Annotated in this window: 11 protein-coding genes and 1 pseudogene; 8 read left to right on the plus strand and 4 right to left on the minus strand. The window is 45.6% G+C overall.

Going from position 1 to position 17,955, the window contains the following annotated elements; all coding sequences use genetic code 11:
• The first annotated feature begins 28 nt into the window (after window positions 1-28).
• The 5 genes and pseudogenes from ACVBDY_RS19275 (at window position 29) to pth (ending at window position 4,147) form a co-directional block, all read left to right on the plus strand.
• Window positions 29-340 (plus strand): annotated as a pseudogene (locus ACVBDY_RS19275) (four helix bundle protein).
• Between the two features lie 102 nt (window positions 341-442).
• Window positions 443-1,684: an aminotransferase class V-fold PLP-dependent enzyme gene (locus tag ACVBDY_RS19280; protein ID WP_447177097.1), complete on the plus strand. Its 1,242-nt coding sequence runs from the start codon at window positions 443-445 to the stop codon at window positions 1,682-1,684.
• Between the two features lie 161 nt (window positions 1,685-1,845).
• Complete coding sequence (locus tag ACVBDY_RS19285; RefSeq protein ID WP_447177098.1) at window positions 1,846-2,787, plus strand: ribose-phosphate pyrophosphokinase; 942 nt, start codon at window positions 1,846-1,848, stop codon at window positions 2,785-2,787.
• 49 nt (window positions 2,788-2,836) lie between these two features.
• Window positions 2,837-3,433 (plus strand): 50S ribosomal protein L25/general stress protein Ctc, encoded by a 597-nt coding sequence (locus ACVBDY_RS19290; RefSeq protein WP_447177099.1) that lies wholly within the window; start codon window positions 2,837-2,839, stop codon window positions 3,431-3,433.
• Between the two features lie 81 nt (window positions 3,434-3,514).
• Entirely contained in the window at window positions 3,515-4,147 is a 633-nt protein-coding gene (pth, locus tag ACVBDY_RS19295) for an aminoacyl-tRNA hydrolase (RefSeq protein WP_447177100.1), read from the plus strand.
• A 34-nt stretch (window positions 4,148-4,181) separates the two neighbouring features.
• Here pth and ACVBDY_RS19300 read toward each other — a convergent pair whose 3' ends face one another.
• The 4 genes from ACVBDY_RS19300 to ACVBDY_RS19315 form a co-directional block, all read right to left on the minus strand.
• A complete protein-coding gene (locus tag ACVBDY_RS19300; RefSeq protein ID WP_447177101.1) occupies window positions 4,182-4,877 on the minus strand; it encodes a fibronectin type III domain-containing protein in 696 nt (231 codons plus the stop codon).
• A 55-nt stretch (window positions 4,878-4,932) separates the two neighbouring features.
• On the minus strand, window positions 4,933-8,604 hold the full coding sequence (locus tag ACVBDY_RS19305; RefSeq protein ID WP_447177102.1) for a reprolysin-like metallopeptidase: 3,672 nt from the start codon (window positions 8,602-8,604) through the stop codon (window positions 4,933-4,935).
• A 101-nt stretch (window positions 8,605-8,705) separates the two neighbouring features.
• Entirely contained in the window at window positions 8,706-10,022 is a 1,317-nt protein-coding gene (locus ACVBDY_RS19310) for a hypothetical protein (RefSeq protein WP_447177103.1), read from the minus strand.
• Window positions 10,023-10,158: 136 nt separating this feature from the next.
• On the minus strand, window positions 10,159-13,842 hold the full coding sequence (locus ACVBDY_RS19315) for a reprolysin-like metallopeptidase (RefSeq protein ID WP_447177104.1): 3,684 nt from the start codon (window positions 13,840-13,842) through the stop codon (window positions 10,159-10,161).
• Between the two features lie 236 nt (window positions 13,843-14,078).
• Between ACVBDY_RS19315 and ACVBDY_RS19320 the strand changes: the two genes are divergently transcribed.
• The 3 genes from ACVBDY_RS19320 (at window position 14,079) to serS (ending at window position 17,895) form a co-directional block, all read left to right on the plus strand.
• Window positions 14,079-15,008: a bifunctional riboflavin kinase/FAD synthetase gene (locus ACVBDY_RS19320; protein WP_447177105.1), complete on the plus strand. Its 930-nt coding sequence runs from the start codon at window positions 14,079-14,081 to the stop codon at window positions 15,006-15,008.
• A gap of 148 nt (window positions 15,009-15,156) precedes the next feature.
• Window positions 15,157-16,530, plus strand: coding sequence for an HTTM domain-containing protein (locus tag ACVBDY_RS19325; protein ID WP_447177106.1), 1,374 nt, complete (start codon window positions 15,157-15,159; stop codon window positions 16,528-16,530).
• Window positions 16,531-16,617: 87 nt separating this feature from the next.
• Window positions 16,618-17,895, plus strand: coding sequence for a serine--tRNA ligase (gene serS, locus ACVBDY_RS19330; RefSeq protein ID WP_447177107.1), 1,278 nt, complete (start codon window positions 16,618-16,620; stop codon window positions 17,893-17,895).
• The last annotated feature ends 60 nt before the right edge of the window (window positions 17,896-17,955 follow it).

The raw sequence follows: 17,955 nt of genomic DNA on the forward strand, positions 1-17,955 counted from the left end.
GGCATATAATTCGTCCGAAGACCTTGAGGTGTATCAAGATACACGGACTTTTACTGTAGAAATCTTTCAGTTACTCAAAAAAGAAGTTTTCCGGTATGAATATACTTTGAATGAACAGATCAAAAAAGCTGTTATCTCCATTTCAAACAATATTTCGGAAGGATTTGAACGGGAGACAGATAGGGAGTAGTTGGTTCGTTTCCTGTGTATCGCAAAAGGTTCTGCGGGAGAAGTTCGAAACTTACTTAATATTTTACAGAAAATAGACTATATAGAAGAAAAGGAGTATAAAAAGTTAAAAGAATCGGTCTTGCTCATTTCAAAACAATTAGCCAATTAGATCGAATATATAAAAGGAGAAGCCCTATGTTATTTAGATTATTCTCGTTTATATACTTTTAGTTTTTAACTTCTTAACTCTTTAACTCATTATTTTTTTGCAATGGCCACTACAATACCGCATACGGTCCCTTTTAATATAGAGGAAATACGAAAGGATTTCCCCATACTGCAACGACAGGTGAACGGAAAACCTTTGGTGTATTTTGACAATGCAGCGACGTCACAGACACCGCAGGTAGTTATAGATGCCATTGTAGATTATTATTCCCGGTATAATGCCAATATACACCGGGGTGTGCATACCCTGTCGCAGGAAGCTACCGATGCATATGAACAAGCCCGGATAAAACTGCAGAAGCATTTTAATGCGGCAAAAGCATATGAAATGATCTTTACTTCAGGTACTACACATGGTATCAACCTGGTTGCGAGTGGATTTTCTTCGTTCCTGGAGGAAGGGGATGAGATCATCGTATCGGCTATGGAACACCATTCCAATATTGTGCCTTGGCAAATGTTGTGCGAAAAAACAGGGGCCGTGCTCCGGGTTATCCCCATGAACGAAGAAGGGGAGTTGGTGATGGACGCCTATACAGACTTGCTCTCTGAAAAGACCAGGCTGGTTTTCTGTAATCATATTTCCAATGCACTTGGTACGGTAAATCCCATAGAAGAGATTATAGAAAAGGCGCATGGTGTTGGTGCCGCGGTCCTGATCGACGGTGCACAGGCTTGTCCGCATGTCAAACCGGACGTACAGGCTCTTGATGTAGATTTTTATGTGGCATCGGCACACAAAATGTGCGGGCCTACTGGTGTAGGGGTACTATACGGAAAAGAAAAATGGTTAAAGGAACTTCCGCCCTACCAGGGTGGTGGAGAAATGATCGCCGAAGTGACGTTTGAAAAAACCACGTATGCCGGTCTGCCCCACAAATTCGAAGCCGGAACGCCCAATATTTGTGGTGGTATCGCTTTTGGAGTTGCCGTGGATTACCTGAATGGTATCGGTTTCGATAGAATAGAAGCCTATGAGAACGAATTGCTGTCTTATGCGACCAAAGAACTTCTCGGAATAGAAGGATTGCGTATTTACGGGACCTCCGGTCATAAGACTTCCGTCATTTCTTTTAACCTGGAAGGTATCCACCCATATGATATAGGTACCATTGTGGATAAACTTGGAATTGCAGTGCGGACCGGTCACCATTGCGCGCAACCTGTAATGGATTATTACAGGATACCCGGTACCGTACGGGCCAGTTTTGCATTCTATAATACCAGGCAGGAAATCGATGCGCTGGTAGCTGCCGTGAAAAAGGCCGCACAGATGCTGGGGTAAAGGGTATTTGCCCGGTACCGGAAAATCGTATAATTGATAGGGTTTCAGGTAAGTGAATGGGAATCAATAAAAAAGCGGATTAAAAGTGCTCATATCAAAATAATTTCTAAATTTGCACCTCGCTAACAAACAGGACAAAACTACTAAACAACACCATAATAATGTCTTATACCGTGCCTGAACCCAAGATTTTTGCCTGTGAGCAAAGTATGATTCTCGCAGAAAAAATTGCAGAATCTTTCGGGACAGAATTAGGACGTGTAACGTTCTCTAAATATAGTGACGGTGAATTTCAGCCGTCTTTTGAGGAATCGATAAGGGGATCGAGGATATTTATAATCGGATCCACCCATCCCGGGACGGAAAACCTGATGGAAATGTTGCTGATGCTCGATGCTGCCAAAAGAGCTTCGGCAAGGCACATAACCGCTGTGTTACCGTATTTCGGATGGGCCAGGCAGGACAGGAAAGACAAACCGAGGGTGCCGATAGGAGCCAAACTGGTAGCGAAATTACTGGAAACTGCCGGTGCAACGAGGATCATTACGATGGACCTGCATGCGGACCAGATACAAGGATTTTTTGAAAAACCGGTAGATCATTTATTTGCATCTACCATATTTTTACCCTATCTGGAGTCTCTTGAGCTGGATAACCTCACCATTGCATCACCGGATATGGGAGGTTCCAAACGAGCCTATGCTTATTCCAAGTTCCTGGAAAGTGACGTGGTTATCTGCTATAAGCAGCGCAAGAAAGCCAATGTTATAGACCATATGGAACTGATAGGTGATGTTGAAGGAAAAAATGTGGTTCTGGTTGACGATATGGTAGATACGGCGGGAACGCTTACCAGGGCGGCAGACCTGATGATAGAAAAAGGAGCGATCAGTGTACGGGCTATTACAACACATGCCCTGTTGTCCGGGAATGCCTATGAAAGGATAGAAGACTCCAAGCTGGAAGAATTGATTGTAACCGATTCTATTCCGCTGAAGAAAGAAAGCCCGAAAGTGAAGGTGCTGACCTGTGCCAATCTTTTTGCAGATGTTATGCAAAGGGTACATCAGAACACCTCTATAAGTTCTAAATTTTTGATGTAATCCAAACGGATTGCAGTGTTAAGAAGAAATGTTTTAATTTTTATATACAATGAAGTCAATTACAATTAAAGGATCTCAAAGAGAAAGCGTGGGCAAAGCATCGACTAAAGCCTTACGTAATGCTGAAAAGGTTCCTTGCGTACTTTACGGAGGAGATAGCCCTTTACACTTTTCGGCAGACGAATTAGCGTTTTCCAAATTGGTTTACACTCCGGACGTACATACCGTAGTGATTGACCTGGAAAAAGGAGGAAAATACAATGCAATCCTGCAGGACATTCAATTCCACCCGGTAACGGACAAGATTTTGCATATCGATTTTTATCGGATGTATGATGATAATGAAGTTACACTGGAAATCCCTGTTAAAATTGAAGGAAGCGCTCCCGGTGTTTTAAAAGGTGGGGTACTGCGTCTTACGAAGCGTAAGCTTAAAGTAAAAGCACTTCCTGCGAACCTGCCGGATTATATTCCAGCAAATATTTCCGAATTGGAAATAGGCAACAAACTTTATGTTACTGCTCTTGGCAATGATGATTATAAGATCCTGCACCCGGATAATACCGTGGTTTGCCAGGTGAGAATATCACGTGCGGCCATGAAAGCTGCGCAGGAAGCTGCGAAAGCGGAGAAGACAGGCAAATAATTGCATATCATTTTTTTGCAGAAACATCCCGGCTCTTGTCGGGATGTTTTTTTATTTTTACCTGTCCTTAAACGGTATACAATGCTGTCTTTCATAAAGAGAATTTTTAAAGAGAAGGAACTATCCGTATTTAACGAAGACGACACTATGAAGAAGTTTTTGATCGTAGGCCTGGGAAATATCGGGAAAGAGTACGAAAATACCCGTCATAATATCGGTTTTAAAGTATTGGATTATCTGGCTGAAAAAGAATCCCTTCAATTTGAAACGGTGAAACTGGGGGACAAAGCTTTATATAAAGTAAAGGGAAGGAGTCTCATCCTTCTGAAACCGGCTACGTATATGAACCTGAGTGGCAAAGCGGTAAAATACTGGATGGATAAAGAAAAAATATCCCTGGAGAACGTGCTGGTTATTACCGATGATATAAACATTCCTTTCGGGACGATCCGTCTGAAGACCCGGGGGAGTGATGGCGGGCACAATGGCCTTAAAGATATACAAGCACAGTTGAATACCACACAATACAACAGGTTTCGTTTTGGGGTTGGAGCCGAATTTACAAAAGGCAGGCAGATAGATTACGTTTTGGGGGAGTGGAATGAAGAAGAAAACAAAGCCCTTCCCGAACGGTTGGGAAAGGCTTGTGAACTTATACGGTCTTTTGCCACTGCCGGAATTACCAATACCATGAATACATTTAACGGCAAATAAGGCAAATATCGGTTTTAGTCAAATTTTAGCCTGGTCAATCTACTTTAAAGATAAATACTTCCGATTGAGAGCGGTTGCCCTGGGAATCTTTTGTAACCACGCTCCAGTAATACACCGTTTTAGGACTGATACTTATCCCTTCCAGCTCACTTTCTTCCAGCTCGGTTGCGATGGGCGTTTCCGGTGGGTTCGAATTTCCGAAATATATATCATATCCTGTGATATCTCCGTCTATATCATTGCCTTCCCATTGCAGGGAAACAGCGCCTCCTTCTGCGGTAATATTTTCACCCGGTTCGGGAGCAATCGCTGTTGCGGGGAACGGGGCGTAAGATTCCACACCGTCACCGGCATTGTAGAATTTCCAGCTTTCACTTTCGGTGGTTTCCGGGATTTCAGCGCTAATAGATGTTACGGTCCAGGAATAGGGTTCGCCTTTTTGTAATAAAATTTCCAGGGAAGTAGCTTCCGTGCTATATTCCTGGCTTGTACCATCATTCAGGTTTTGTACCCGTAAGCGATAACTATCCGTGTGTTCTGAAGGCTCCCATTCGAATGGGATTCTACTGTTGAGGTCATTTACGGAAATACCGGCAGTACACTCCGAGTTGTTTTCCGGGAATATAAGGGTGGCCATTCCGGGCTCCGAAGGGGTATTGTCATCATCATTGCTGCAGCTCATGATGATAAATGATAATACAATGCCCAGGCCTAATGCTAATTTTTTCATTGTTCGTAGTATTGGTTAAAACTAAGAAATTTTGTCTCTTTCCGGTTGAAAACGGTTATAATTTTACCATTTTAAAGGTTTTTTTGAACTGTTCTCCTTGTATCTTAATAAGATAAACACCCGGCACAAGGCTGGCAGCCTGTAATTCGAATTCACTGCTCCCGTTGTTCCTGTTGTAATTTTGGGTCATGACCAGGCGCCCGGTGAGGGAGAAAACCGAGATGTGAATATTACCTTTAATGGCATTTCCTATGAATACCCTGGTGGTTTCACGGAAGGGGTTCGGGTAAATAACCACATCATCAGGTGCCACATAGATCTTTTCGCGGTATTCCCCCTGGCAGTCTTTACCTGTCTTCACGGTCAGATCATTTTCTCCGGGTTCGAGATCAAGGGATATCCTGTTTTCGGAAGTCTGTGTGGTCATGCCGTTTAATTGTATGGTGTAGAGCGCTCCTCCTCTCAATTCAAGGTCAATGGTGCGTCCGGTTTCATTTACGGAGGACGATACGGTCAATTCTTCCGGTTGGGAAATTGTCAGGTCGAAGCACTGTTCGAAATTCGGATAACCATCAACGGTAATACACATTGTGTAATTCCCGGCATCCAGTCCGGTAGTCTCCCAAAAGTACTGAAAAGCCCCTGTTATTTCCGTGCCGTCTTCCGCGGTGATCACCGCTTGGTAGTCCAGTATTTCAAGAGCTTCCACGCTTATGGAACCATCCTGGTTATCGCGACAGGTTTCACTGGTGGTTTTAAGTGTAAAATTGTCTTCGGTCAAAGCCAGGGAAGGAGGTTCCGAGCAGATATCCAGCGAAAAGGAGTTGAGAGCGCCGCCGTCTAAAGCAAAGCCGTCTTCAACGGTTAAGGTCCATGTTCCTTCTATATCTTCCCCGTGAAATGCTTCAAATAATTCCTGTGGTTGTATATTGCCGCTGACCGCCGGTGATGTGGAGCCGCATTCCAGCGGAGAACCTGTATCGCTGAACGTCGCGCTTATGTCTTCATTACCACCGCATACACCTTCCAAAACGATCACTGTAGTACCCGACGGAGAGGTAAGGCTTACCGTGAGGTCGGAAACATAAGTGTGGGAAATATCCAGGCCCAGGGACAGGTCTGTCAGTTGCAGTTGTTCCGCTTCGGTAATCTCGATAGAAGAAGTTATGACATTGGAACTGGAATCGTCTATGATAACCTGTGTATTGTTTTCTGTCATATCGCAACTTGGCGCGGTAGTGGAGGTGTGGAAGTAGAAGGTATCACTGTACTCTCCTTCACCACAAAACCCAACGATTTTTACCCTCCAGTAATAGGTCTGTTCATATTCCAGTTCCTGCGGACTGTATCCGGGTTCCGTAACGGAAGCTTCATCGATTACGGAAGAGAAATCTTCATCGGTCGCTACCTGGACGATATATGATTGTATATCGGCGATCTCTTCCCATTGCAGGGTGATGCCTGTATTGACATCACTGGCGTTATAGGGAGATGTCAGGGACACCATTCCGAGTTCCCCGCTGTCGTGGACTTCCATAGTTATTTCACCCTGATCGGTGAGGCCTTCTTCCGATTCCCCGACAATGGTAAATGCATAAGATCCTACGGACGTACTGTCTATTCCGGAAACGGTAACATGTATTTCGGTTTCGGTTTCCGTGGCTATTGCCGGTTCGAAACTTACTTCCGTTCCCCCGGGAACATCAATGGCAGAAAAGGTAACTTCTTCCGTAAACCCCGGAGCGGCCTGATAAGTAAAGGAAAATTCCAGGTCATCGGGTTTGCAGGCAATAAATTCAGTAGTCTCGAAAGCCAGGGCAAATTCTCTTATAGACAGGTCTCCCTTGCTTACCGCATAGAAAATATGATCTACCGCCCGTATCACAATCCTTCCGTTATCCGTGTTTACATTATCCGGGAAAGTAATTTCATGGCTTCCGTTGTTTTCCACATTTTCGGCCATTGGAATGAGTTCGGAAAAGTCGCTGGAAGCGGCAAACAGGATATCCACAGTCTGTACGTTAATAGCTCCGCTATTGGTTCCGGCAACATCCCAGGTAACGGTTTGTGTACTTCCGGAAGCAATATTTGTCAATGTATCATGGGAGGTAATGATAAAAGGGCCTGCCTCGTCATTTACGGTAAGGGTCAGGTCATCACTGTTATTGGCCGCACCCCCGGCACGGTTATCCCTTACCGTAAGCCGGAAGTTGAGTTCCCTGGCTACTTCGGGGACAGCTTCCCATTGGGAGGAAGTGTTACCTTCCAATAATGTAGAGATTGAAGGAAAGGAACGTGTTTTTGATGTGGATGGCATAATGGACCGGAATACGGGGCCGGAAGTTGCCGTAGGGCTTGGAAATGGATTCAGAGCATCGTCCTCATCCATTTGTTCCCAGCAATAGGTAAGTTCGTCATCGCTGTCCGCATCGGTACCTTCCCCGGTAAGTAAGAAAGGAGTGCCTTTGGGGATGGTATAATCCGGGCCGGCATCGGCTGTGGGGATGTTATTGCCCGTAGGTGTGTCGGTCTGGCAGGTGGTGGTTTTTACGTAATTGGTAACCTGTTCTATGCTGAAGGCATGGAAGTAAGGGTCACTATGTGGCTGTACGTCCGTAGCACCGGTTATACCGGCGTAACCCATGATGGTGGAACCGCTTCCCGGCTCGTAATGAGCATCTGTTCCTTCATCCCGAATGGCGAAGGTATGGTTGGCGCCGAACTGATGCCCCATTTCGTGTGCCACATAGTCTACATCGAAGTTATCCCCTTCGGGTGTGGAATGTGAGGTGAAGCCGCTACCTTTACTGTTGTCTACACATACACAGCCGATACACCCTGCATTTCCGTTGTTACTTCCCTGCACGAATACATGGCCGATATCGTAATTTTCTTCGCCGATAACGCTGGTCAGCGTGCTTTGCAGCTCGCTGTTGTAACTTCCGGTGTACGGATCGGAGTCCGGATCGATATAGATGACTTCATCCGTATTTTCAATCAGCACCGTTGTGATGGCAAAGTCGTTCTCAAAAAGACCGTTGACCCTGGTCATGGTTGTATTTATGGCGGCCAGTGCATCTTCTATGGTACCCCCGAAATATTGCGTGTACTCCCCGGTAGCGGATAAGGCCAGGCGATATGTTCTCAGGGTACTGTCATCCGCATTCCTGGTGGCTGTTGTACCGGTTTTCCCGATAACATCATCCCGGAGGGTGCATTCGAAAGCAGACATGGCTTTTGACTTTTTCCGGTCGTAAACTATATAGTGTTTTCTGTCTTCGGAATAGGGCTCTATAAATACCGATCCGTGGTTGCCGGAAAGTTTCATACTGTGCAGTCCCAGGTGTGAAATGCTGAAACGGATCGTTGCGGAAGGATCGTCAATACCCTGTCCTGCGTACGATTTTATTCCCGGGTACCTGGCAGCAAGTGCGGGGTGCATGACCGGGGCTTCGGAAACACGGAACTTTTCCATTTTTCCTTCGGCATCGGGAAATTCCAGAATGGTGTTTGATCTTCCCATGGCTTGTCCCCTCAAGGGAGCATTGCGCAGTGATCTTTTAAGGCCCTCTACATCCAGTGTAAAGGTCTTTCCGGAGGATAGATGTGCTTTGTTAGGTAATATTTTTGATCTTCCCGTTCCGTTTACCGGGTTCCATACGGGATTTTGTCCGTAGCCGGCAAACAGGCATAAGGCAAACGCGAAAAGGAGTAATTTTTTTATCATGGATATTCGGGTTTAGGTTTATATGGTAATTAATGGGGGTATTGGTTTTATCTCCCCCGGAAAATTCCGCATAATCGTGTGGAATGATCCGGGGGATTGAATTATCTCTTACTGAAAGTCCCTTGTTTTATGAAAGGAGCATTTATAACAGTTTTTTCTTTTTCCCTTCGGCCTCCGGAGGCATCCCAGGCAAAGACAGGACCGCTGTATTGTCCGGTTACGACAGAACCATCTTCTTTGGTGATGGTATATTCAATGCGTTCTACGGAAGTTTCGGCATTGACCCATGTTCCCATTCCTGTTACTTCCAGTGCAATAGTCTCGAAGGATTCGTCTGCCCCTACCCACGGATTATTATCATAGAAAACCTGTGCGTCGAAGATTTCCGGAAGGGTGCCGGCCAGGTAGGTATATGTGCCGTTTGAAGGGAATACGAGATCTCCGGTTTCCGGCTGTTCCAATGCAATGTAGATATACAGGTCATTGGGGTAACTGGCCGTACCGTCGCCGTTGTCTATTTCCAGGAACGGATTGAATGCCCAAATGGATTCCAGGCCGTTTTCACCCTGGAAAGTCCCGAAATAAGCAAAAGTACCTGTGGGAGTTTCGTAAGTGGTGTCATTCAGAACAAAGAAGTTATCTGATACGTTAATTTCAACAGGATCACTGGTGAATTCCCCGTAGCTGGCTGTTATCGTGTAAGTACCGGCTTCTCCGGGTGTAAATGTGTTGCCTTCTATCTCTTCTTCGCCAACCATAATGGTGGCTTCGGGAGTGATATCTATATCAGAATCGGCAAAAACCGTGAAAGTAACGGTTTCGCCCAGGAGAATATCGCTTTTATCTGCTTCAACCGAAATGGAATTAGGCAGTACTTCAATATCGATCGGGGCGCTTTCCAGTCCTGCATAAGTTGCCATTGCGGAGAAAGTGCCCGGTCTTTCCGGTAAGAACCTTTCCCGTTCCAGCGTATCTTCACCCACGGTGATGACGGATTCATAGGTAACGTCAACTCCTGTATCCGTTGTTACGAGAAATGAAAATACTTCTCCGAGGCTCAGCGTGGTCTGCTCCGAAGAAATTTCAATGGAAGAGGCTTCACGATCTACTGCTATCACTTCGTAATGCGAGGCGGTAATAAGGTTTTTAAAACTTGCTTTTACCTCGTAAGTGCCGGTTTGGGCAGGGATAAAAGTATTTTCTTCCAGTACCTTATTGTTTACTGTTATGGTAGCGGAAGCGGTTACGTCATCTCCTTTGTTTGTTATAACGGAGAAGGTTATGGTTTCCCCAACCTGTACCATTGTAGTGTCGGCACTTACGGTTAAAGAACCATTGCTGGTGGAATCATCGTCGCTCTCGCACGAGCTCCAAAAAAGAATTCCGGTCAATAAAATAAAGAAGTAAAAAATTCTCATAGGCGTAGATTAATGTTATAAATATAAGATCGGGGTAACGAATATAAGAATAATTTAACATTAAATATCGCTATGAGTAATAAAAAATATTTTAAAGGTGTCGAAATGAGAGTTTTTTAAAAAGAGGCCGTATTTCTTATCTTTTTACAATTTTGGAGGTTTTACGAATGTCTTTTCCCTTGATTTTCACAAGATACACGCCCGGGGGAAAAGCGTGCAGCCCCAGGTCTATGTGTTCGCGGGCATCGGTATGACTTTTGGAGGCCATTAATTTACCGGAAAGGGAATACACGGATATATTGAGTTCACCCTGGATATTGCTGCCGATGTAGGCACTGGCGCTGTCGGAAAACGGATTGGGATAGATGACCACATCGTCCGGGGCAATATAAATATCTTCTTCATAGATACCCTGGCATGGCTTGTCCGTTTTAATAAGAATAGTGTTTTTTCCGGATTTCAGATCCAGGGCTACATTGCTTTCCGTAGTTTCCATCCGGATTCCGTTATGTTCAACAGTGTATAATGCTCCTCCCTCCAGTTGCAGTTTGAGGGTGTTGTCCGTCGCGCTGACTTCGGAATAAACGGAGAGGTCTCCCGATGGCGCTACAGCTACATCAAAGCACTGCATGTACACCGGATTGTCTTCTATGGTAAAACATAATTGATAGGTGCCGGGTTCCAGGTCAGTCGCTTGCCAGCTGTCCGTAAAACTCTCCGTGAGGTCCACATTATTTCCGCTGAATCCCACCCGGTAGTTAAGAGCAACTTCCGCCTGCACGTCAACAATACCGTCTTTAGTGCCTTTACAGGATTCGTCCGTAATTTTTATCCTGAAATTATCTGCTGCCGGGGAAGGGCACCTGGTAATACCGAAGGAATTGATCGTGCCACCGTCTTCTGCATGGGAGTCCGTAACCGAAAGCGTCCAGGTGCCCTGCATGGATTCCCCGCGAAACAGGGTAAGGGCTTCTTCGGGCCTTACGGTGCCGCTTACAGCGGGATTGTTATTACAGGTTACAGTTTCGCCTGTGGTACTGAATAGGGCGTTTATATTTTGTGCTTCATCGCAAATACCGGAAAGGATGCGCACGGTCGTTCCCGAAGGGGAAGTAAGGCTTACAGTAAGATCCGATATCCAGGAGTGGGTTATATCAAGTGACAGGGAAATGCCGCCGGTAATGATATCATCATCTGCAATGGAGAGGGATGATGTTACGGTAGTGGCGGTGTTTTCCGGAATGGTAACGGTTTCATTGCCGGTATATGTTTTGCATTGTGTTTCCAGCGTGTGGAAAGCAAAAGGATCGCCATATTCGCCTTCACCGCAGGGGTTTTTCGGTTTTACTCTCCAGTAATAGGTGCGGTCGTTTTCCAGATTTTCAGGTTCGTAGTAAGGGAATGCCACCGACGCGGTTTCCAGTATTGTGGAGAAATTGCTTTCTGCAGACAATTGAACATCATAGGCCATGGCATTGGGAGATTCTTCCCATTCGAGAGTGATTCCGAAGGAAGGGCGAAGTTCTTCCGCACCATTCGCCGGGGCCGAAAGGGCTACATTTTCAAAATCTTCGTTATATACCTGTAGTGACAAAGGGATTTCCCTGATCTGTTCTCCGGATGTTCCTTTAACCGTGATGTCGTATTCTCCCGTAGCGGAGAAATCTGTGATTTTAACTTCTACCGAAGTGCCGTCGGAAGTGGCCGAACCGGGGGTGAATGCTGCATTAAGACCTGCCGGAACTTCGGCAGTAAATACGGTTTCATCGCCAAATCCTTCATAGGTACGGTATACGAAAGAATAGACAGCCTCATCGGAGCTGCATATTTTTTCGGACAGGCTTTCGAAATCCATGACAAAATCGCCGGGTTCTATCGTAAGGTTTGCCGTATTGACGGAAAAAAAGATATTTCCCTGTGGTTTTACCATGATCCTGGCATTGGTAGTACCGATTCCCCCGGGGACAATCACCGTAGCCGATCCGTTATTCGGTACGCCGGAAGCGAGTGTGACAGGTTCGTTAAAACTACTATCCGTAGAAAGCAGGATATCTACCAGTTCCGCAGAAATAGTTCCCGTATTGGTTCCTGCCACGTCCCAGGTAACGGTCTCCGTATCCCCGCCGGTCATTGTTTTTTCGTTTTGGTGGGAGGTTATGATAAAAGGACCGGCATCATTATTTACGGTAATGTACATATCGTCTCTTGCCGTTTGTCCTCCCGCCACATTGTTGTCGCGTACCAGAAAAGAGAAATTTAACTCGCGCCGAACAGCCGGCAGGACTTCCCATGTATTGGCCAGTTCACCGGAAAGAATATCGTTTAGCCGCGGGAAATACCGTGTCGGCTCTCCGGCAGGATTGTAAGAGCGGAATACGGGACCGCCGGCAGAAGACGCTTCCGGATAACCTTCGTGTATCTGGTTGTCTGTCTGTTCCCAGCTATAGGACAGGTCGTCCCCGTCCGGATCGGAAGCAGTCCCGGTAAGAACAAAAGGGGTGCCGGCCGGAATTACGTAATCTGCACCCGCGTTTGCCGAAGGTGCCTGGTTGCCTGTGCTTTCCAGTGTGGCACAGGTGCTGTTTCCTTCCGTGATATTTTTCCATATCTGGGCAATGCTGACCGCGTGAAAATAGGCGTCACTGTTATTTTGTATGTTTGGAGGGCATATTCCGGCATATGCCATAATGGTAGAACCGCTTCCCGGTTCTACGGCAGTTCCGCTGCTTATTTCACCGTCGCAATCATTGTTAAACGTATGTGTAGCCCCGAACTGGTGCCCCATTTCATGAGCTACATAATCTACCGCAAAAGGATCGCCTACGGGCGATGACGTTCCGGTGACCCCCATGGCTTTTGAAGCAGTACACGGAGAGTTAAGCTGTGCGACCCCACCGGCTCCAGTACTGAAAACATGGCCTATATCGTAATTTCCGGCCCCTATGATATTATCTATAATTGGTTGTATTTCATCAATAAGTGTCCTTCCCTGGTTATTGGTCATTCCGTCCGTATCCGGGTCGAGAAAGATAAGTTCGTCGTTGTTGTCTATAAGCTGCATGGTGAGGGACAGGTCTCTTGCGTAAATGCCATTGACACGGGTCATAATGGTGTTCATAGCAGAAAGTACAGCAGCCTTTTTTTGTGTATTTGTCCCGTTGTTTACTCCGGCGGCATCGATATGGTATTGTGTAAATTCACCTGTACATGCCAGGGCAAGACGAAAAGTCCTCATCTGCCCGTCATCCGGACCTCTTTGCCCTGTTGAACGCTTCAATCCCATGGCCCTGGCTTGTTCTTTTGCCATACATTCGAAGTCGTGGTCATACGGGGAAAAGGATTGGCGGGATGCCAGGAAATAAATGTCCCTGTTCTGATCATCCGGGTTGATGTAGTAGGTCTCCGTCTTGTCGTAGATTACACCGTGGAACCCAAAATCATCCATACTGAAACGTATTTCCGTTTGCGGATTGGTCACTGATCTTCCGGAATATGACCTTATGCCAGGGTATTTTTGAGAGAGTTTCTCGGAGAGAAACCGGGTTTCTGTCACTTCAAAATCTTCCATAACACCGTTTTTAACCGGGAAGGAAACTACTTTTTTGCCTTTGCCTTGTAAACTGGTACGAGCGCCCGGGGTCGTGCCCAGGGTGCTTTTAAGAGCGTTGAGTTCCAGGCGGTATCCATCTGCTTTCTGCCCGGAACGGAGAATGGAGGCCGGCTGATGATCGAGAGCAACTTTTTCCCACGGGGTTTGCTGTGCATTCGCAGACAGGATAAGGAAAATCAGGAATATAAAAGAAAGTAGAGGTCTTTTCATAGGTTGGATATATAATGGTAAATGTAAATAATAAATTGGAATTAATACGGCAGAAAAGGGAAGTCTCACTCCCGGTTTTTATGGTTTTACCTGTTGGCCCCTTAGTTCGGATAGCTGTAAAATTCCATAAGAAAGGGGTGTGGTGTATGACTGACATTGCCTTTTTATAAGTGGGAATATGAGTTTTAGACAATTAAAATTTGTTACTTTGTAGTGTTGGATAAAAACCTTTGTTCGTGATTATTAAAAAAACACTCTCAGACGATAGTGAAGCCGGCTTTTCTGTAGTAACAATAGGTACTTTTGACGGAGTACATATAGGTCACAGAAAAATATTAGACAAACTTATTTCGAGCGCTCAGGCCAATAATCTGAAATCTACCATTTTTACTTTCTTCCCTCATCCGCGAATGGTTTTGCAGCAGGATGCGGATATAAAACTCATAAATACCCTGGATGAAAAAATATCTATACTGGAAAAAAGTGGCCTGGACCAACTGATTATCTACCCTTTTACCCGGGAGTTTTCTCGGCTTACGGCCATAGAGTTTGTAAAGGATATTATCGTGGAAAAACTCCGTGCTAAAAAGGTGATCATAGGTTATGACCATCGTTTTGGCAGAAACCGCACGGCAACGATCGCCGACCTTGTGAAATTCGGGGAAACTTACGATTTTGAAGTGGAAGAGATAGGGGTGGAGGAAGTTAACGAGGTTTCGGTAAGTTCCACGAAAATACGCAAAGCACTGCACGATGGAGATATGGAAACTGCCAATTCATACCTGGGATATGATTTTATGCTTACCGGTGAAGTCGTAAAAGGTAAAGGGCTCGGAAGACAGATCAGTTTTCCGACGGCCAATTTGCGGATTGCGGAAAAATATAAGCTCATTCCCCGGAACGGGGTTTATGTGGTGAAGAGCGCGATAGCCGGAAAGACTGTTTATGGCATGATGAATATTGGTTTTAATCCTACCGTAAACGGTACGACACAGTCCATAGAAATACACTTTTTTGATTTCGACCGGGATATTTACGGAGAAAAGATACAGGTGGACATGCTGAAAAGATTGCGGGATGAGGTTCGTTTTGAATCGGTGGAAATCTTGTCTGCTCAACTGGACAAAGACAAGGAAAAAGCCCTTGATTATATTGGGAAACTATAAGGAATTTTTAATTTTTTAAAACGGGTACACCCTCCTGGCCCCCTCAAGGGGGGGAATTATTCGTCTTTTTAAAAGACCGTTACAGTTCCCCCCCTTGAGGGGGGCAGGGGGGTGTTAGAAACCTCATCTATAATATCCATAAAAATCCATGACTACCTTCCTGTTTAAGCGTATAGACAATGCCCCGCTCATCGTTTTCCGGGTCCTTTTCGGATTGCTGATCTTATTGGAATCGGTCGGGGCCATATTTACCGGTTGGATAAAAAGAACATTGATCCAGCCGGAATTCACGTTTAATTTTATCGGTTTCGACTGGCTGCAACCGCTTCCTGGTAACTGGATGTATGTCTACTATGCTGTGATGGGACTTTTCGGGTTGTTTGTTATGATAGGGTATAAATATCGTTGGAGTATGGCAGCCTTTACGCTGATGTGGACAGCGACATACCTTATGCAGAAGGCATCCTATAACAATCATTACTACCTGCTTATTCTCATGTGCCTGCTCATGCTGGTGCAACCGGCAAACCGTTACCTTTCCGTCGATGCGAAACAAAACGGGAATGTCCGGGATATCTCCATGCCCGGATGGTGTTCGGTTATCATTATTCTCCAGGTTGGTATTGTGTATACTTATGCTTCCGTGGCGAAGTTGTATCCGGACTGGTTGAACTACACGGTGGTGGAAAACCTGATGCTAGGTAGAAAAAATTATCCCGTGGTCGGTGAATTTTTGCAACAGCATGGGGTGCATGTATTTATTACCTGGGCAGGGATACTTTTTGATGGCCTGATCGTGCCGTTGCTACTGTGGAAGCCTACAAGAAAAATTGCTTTTCTGGCATCGGTCGTTTTTCACCTTTTTAATTCCTTTGTCTTTCAGATTGGTATATTCCCATATATGTCCCTTGGGTTTACCCTCTTTTTCTTTGAGCCGAGAGTCATTCGGAACATTTTTCTGAAAAAGAAACCGCTTTACACTGCCGGAGAGGTAAGAGTGCCCGACTATAAAAACCTTGTTTTAGGTGTAGGGATACTATATTTTCTCATACAACTTGCCCTTCCGTTACGGCATTGGTTTATCCCCGGGGATGTGCTCTGGACGGAAGAAGCGCATCGTATGAGCTGGCGGATGATGTTGCGCAGCAAGGGAGGATATATGCATTTTAAGGTAGTGGACAAGGAAAGCGGGAAAACGGAATTGGTGTATCCTAAAGATCGTCTTTCTCCCAAACAACGGAGGATTGTGGCCACCAAACCCGATGTTATATGGCAATTTGCACAGCGACTGAAGAAAGAATATGCTGCGGAAGGGAAAGATGTTGCCGTCTACGCCATTGGCAGGCTAAGTGTTAATCGCAGGCCGGCCTATCCTTTTATAGATCCCGAAACGGACCTTGCCGCAGAGAAGTGGGACCCTTTCCGGCACAGTACCTGGATATTGCCCGAACCGCAGGAAAAAACACAATGGTTATCCCCGGATACGAATAAGAAGGGGAATTCACAGGAAAATAAGCCCTGAAATTGACTGAAATCTTCTTAAATTTGTCGCTCGGCCTAAAAAAGGGCGATCAGGATTTTTTTCAACATAAAAATTACCTATTTAACAATGCTGCAATTACAATTTATTAGAGAGAACAAAGACCGGGTAATCCGCGGACTGGAAAAGCGCAATCTGGGTAAGGAGGCCGAAGAGCTGGTAAACGAGGCGCTACGGCTGGATGAAGAACGCAGAGGGGTTCAGGCAACATTAGACAGTACCCTGGCAGAATCTAATAGATTGTCGAAAGAGATAGGCAACCTTTTTAAGAGCGGAGAACAGCAGAAAGCAAATGAGCTCAAGGAAAAAACCGCTGTGCTTAAGACAGAATCCAAAGAGCTGAACGAAAAACTGAACGAAACGGCTGCCGCACTTAACGAGGTGTTGTACCGTATACCCAACGTACCTCATGAAACCGTTCCTCCGGGAACTTCCGACGAGGATAATGTAGAAGTTTTCCGCCTGGGAGATATCCCGCAGTTGGAAGAAGGGGCTTTACCACATTGGGAGCTGGCCAAAAAATATGACCTTATCGATTTTGACCTCGGCAGTAAGATTACCGGGGCCGGTTTTCCTGTCTATAAGGGTAAGGGAGCCAGGTTGCAAAGGGCATTGATCAGCTATTTCCTGGATAAGAACCGCGAAGCAGGATATTTTGAGTATTTCCTGCCGTATTTTGTCAATGAAGCTTCGGGTTACGGAACCGGGCAGTTACCGGATAAAGAAGGACAAATGTATCACATAGATAAAGACGATCTTTATGTGATTCCTACCGGGGAAGTACCGATGATGAACTGTTACCGGGATACCATTGTGCAGGAAGATGAACTTCCCGTAAAAGCGACAACGCATACACCTTGTTTCCGTAGGGAAGCAGGATCTTATGGAGCTCATGTCAGAGGGTTGAACCGTTTGCATCAGTTCGAAAAAGTGGAGATCATTCAGATTACCCGTCCGGAAAACTCCTATAAGGCCCTGGATGAAATGGTAGAACATGTAAAAGGTATTTTGAAGGAACTGCAACTCCCCTATCGTATCCTCCAGCTTTGTGGCGGGGACCTGGGATTCACGGCTGCCATAACCTTTGACTTCGAAGTATTTTCAACCGCGCAGGAACGGTGGCTGGAAATCAGTTCGGTTTCCAATTGCGAGGACTACCAGAGTAACAGACTCAAACTGCGCTTTAAAAATAAAGAAGGGAAAATGACCCTTTGCCACGCCCTTAACGGCAGTTCGCTTGCCATTCCCAGGGTACTTGCGGGTATCCTGGAAAACTACCAGGATAAAGACGGCATAAGGATACCGGAAGTACTGGTGCCTTATACCGGGTTTGACAGAATTTCGTAACTTGGGTGAGTGAAGGGAATACCCGGAAGTAATTACTGCTGTCATTTTGTATAAAACGGA

The organism is Sinomicrobium halophytocola (genome assembly GCF_052983395.1).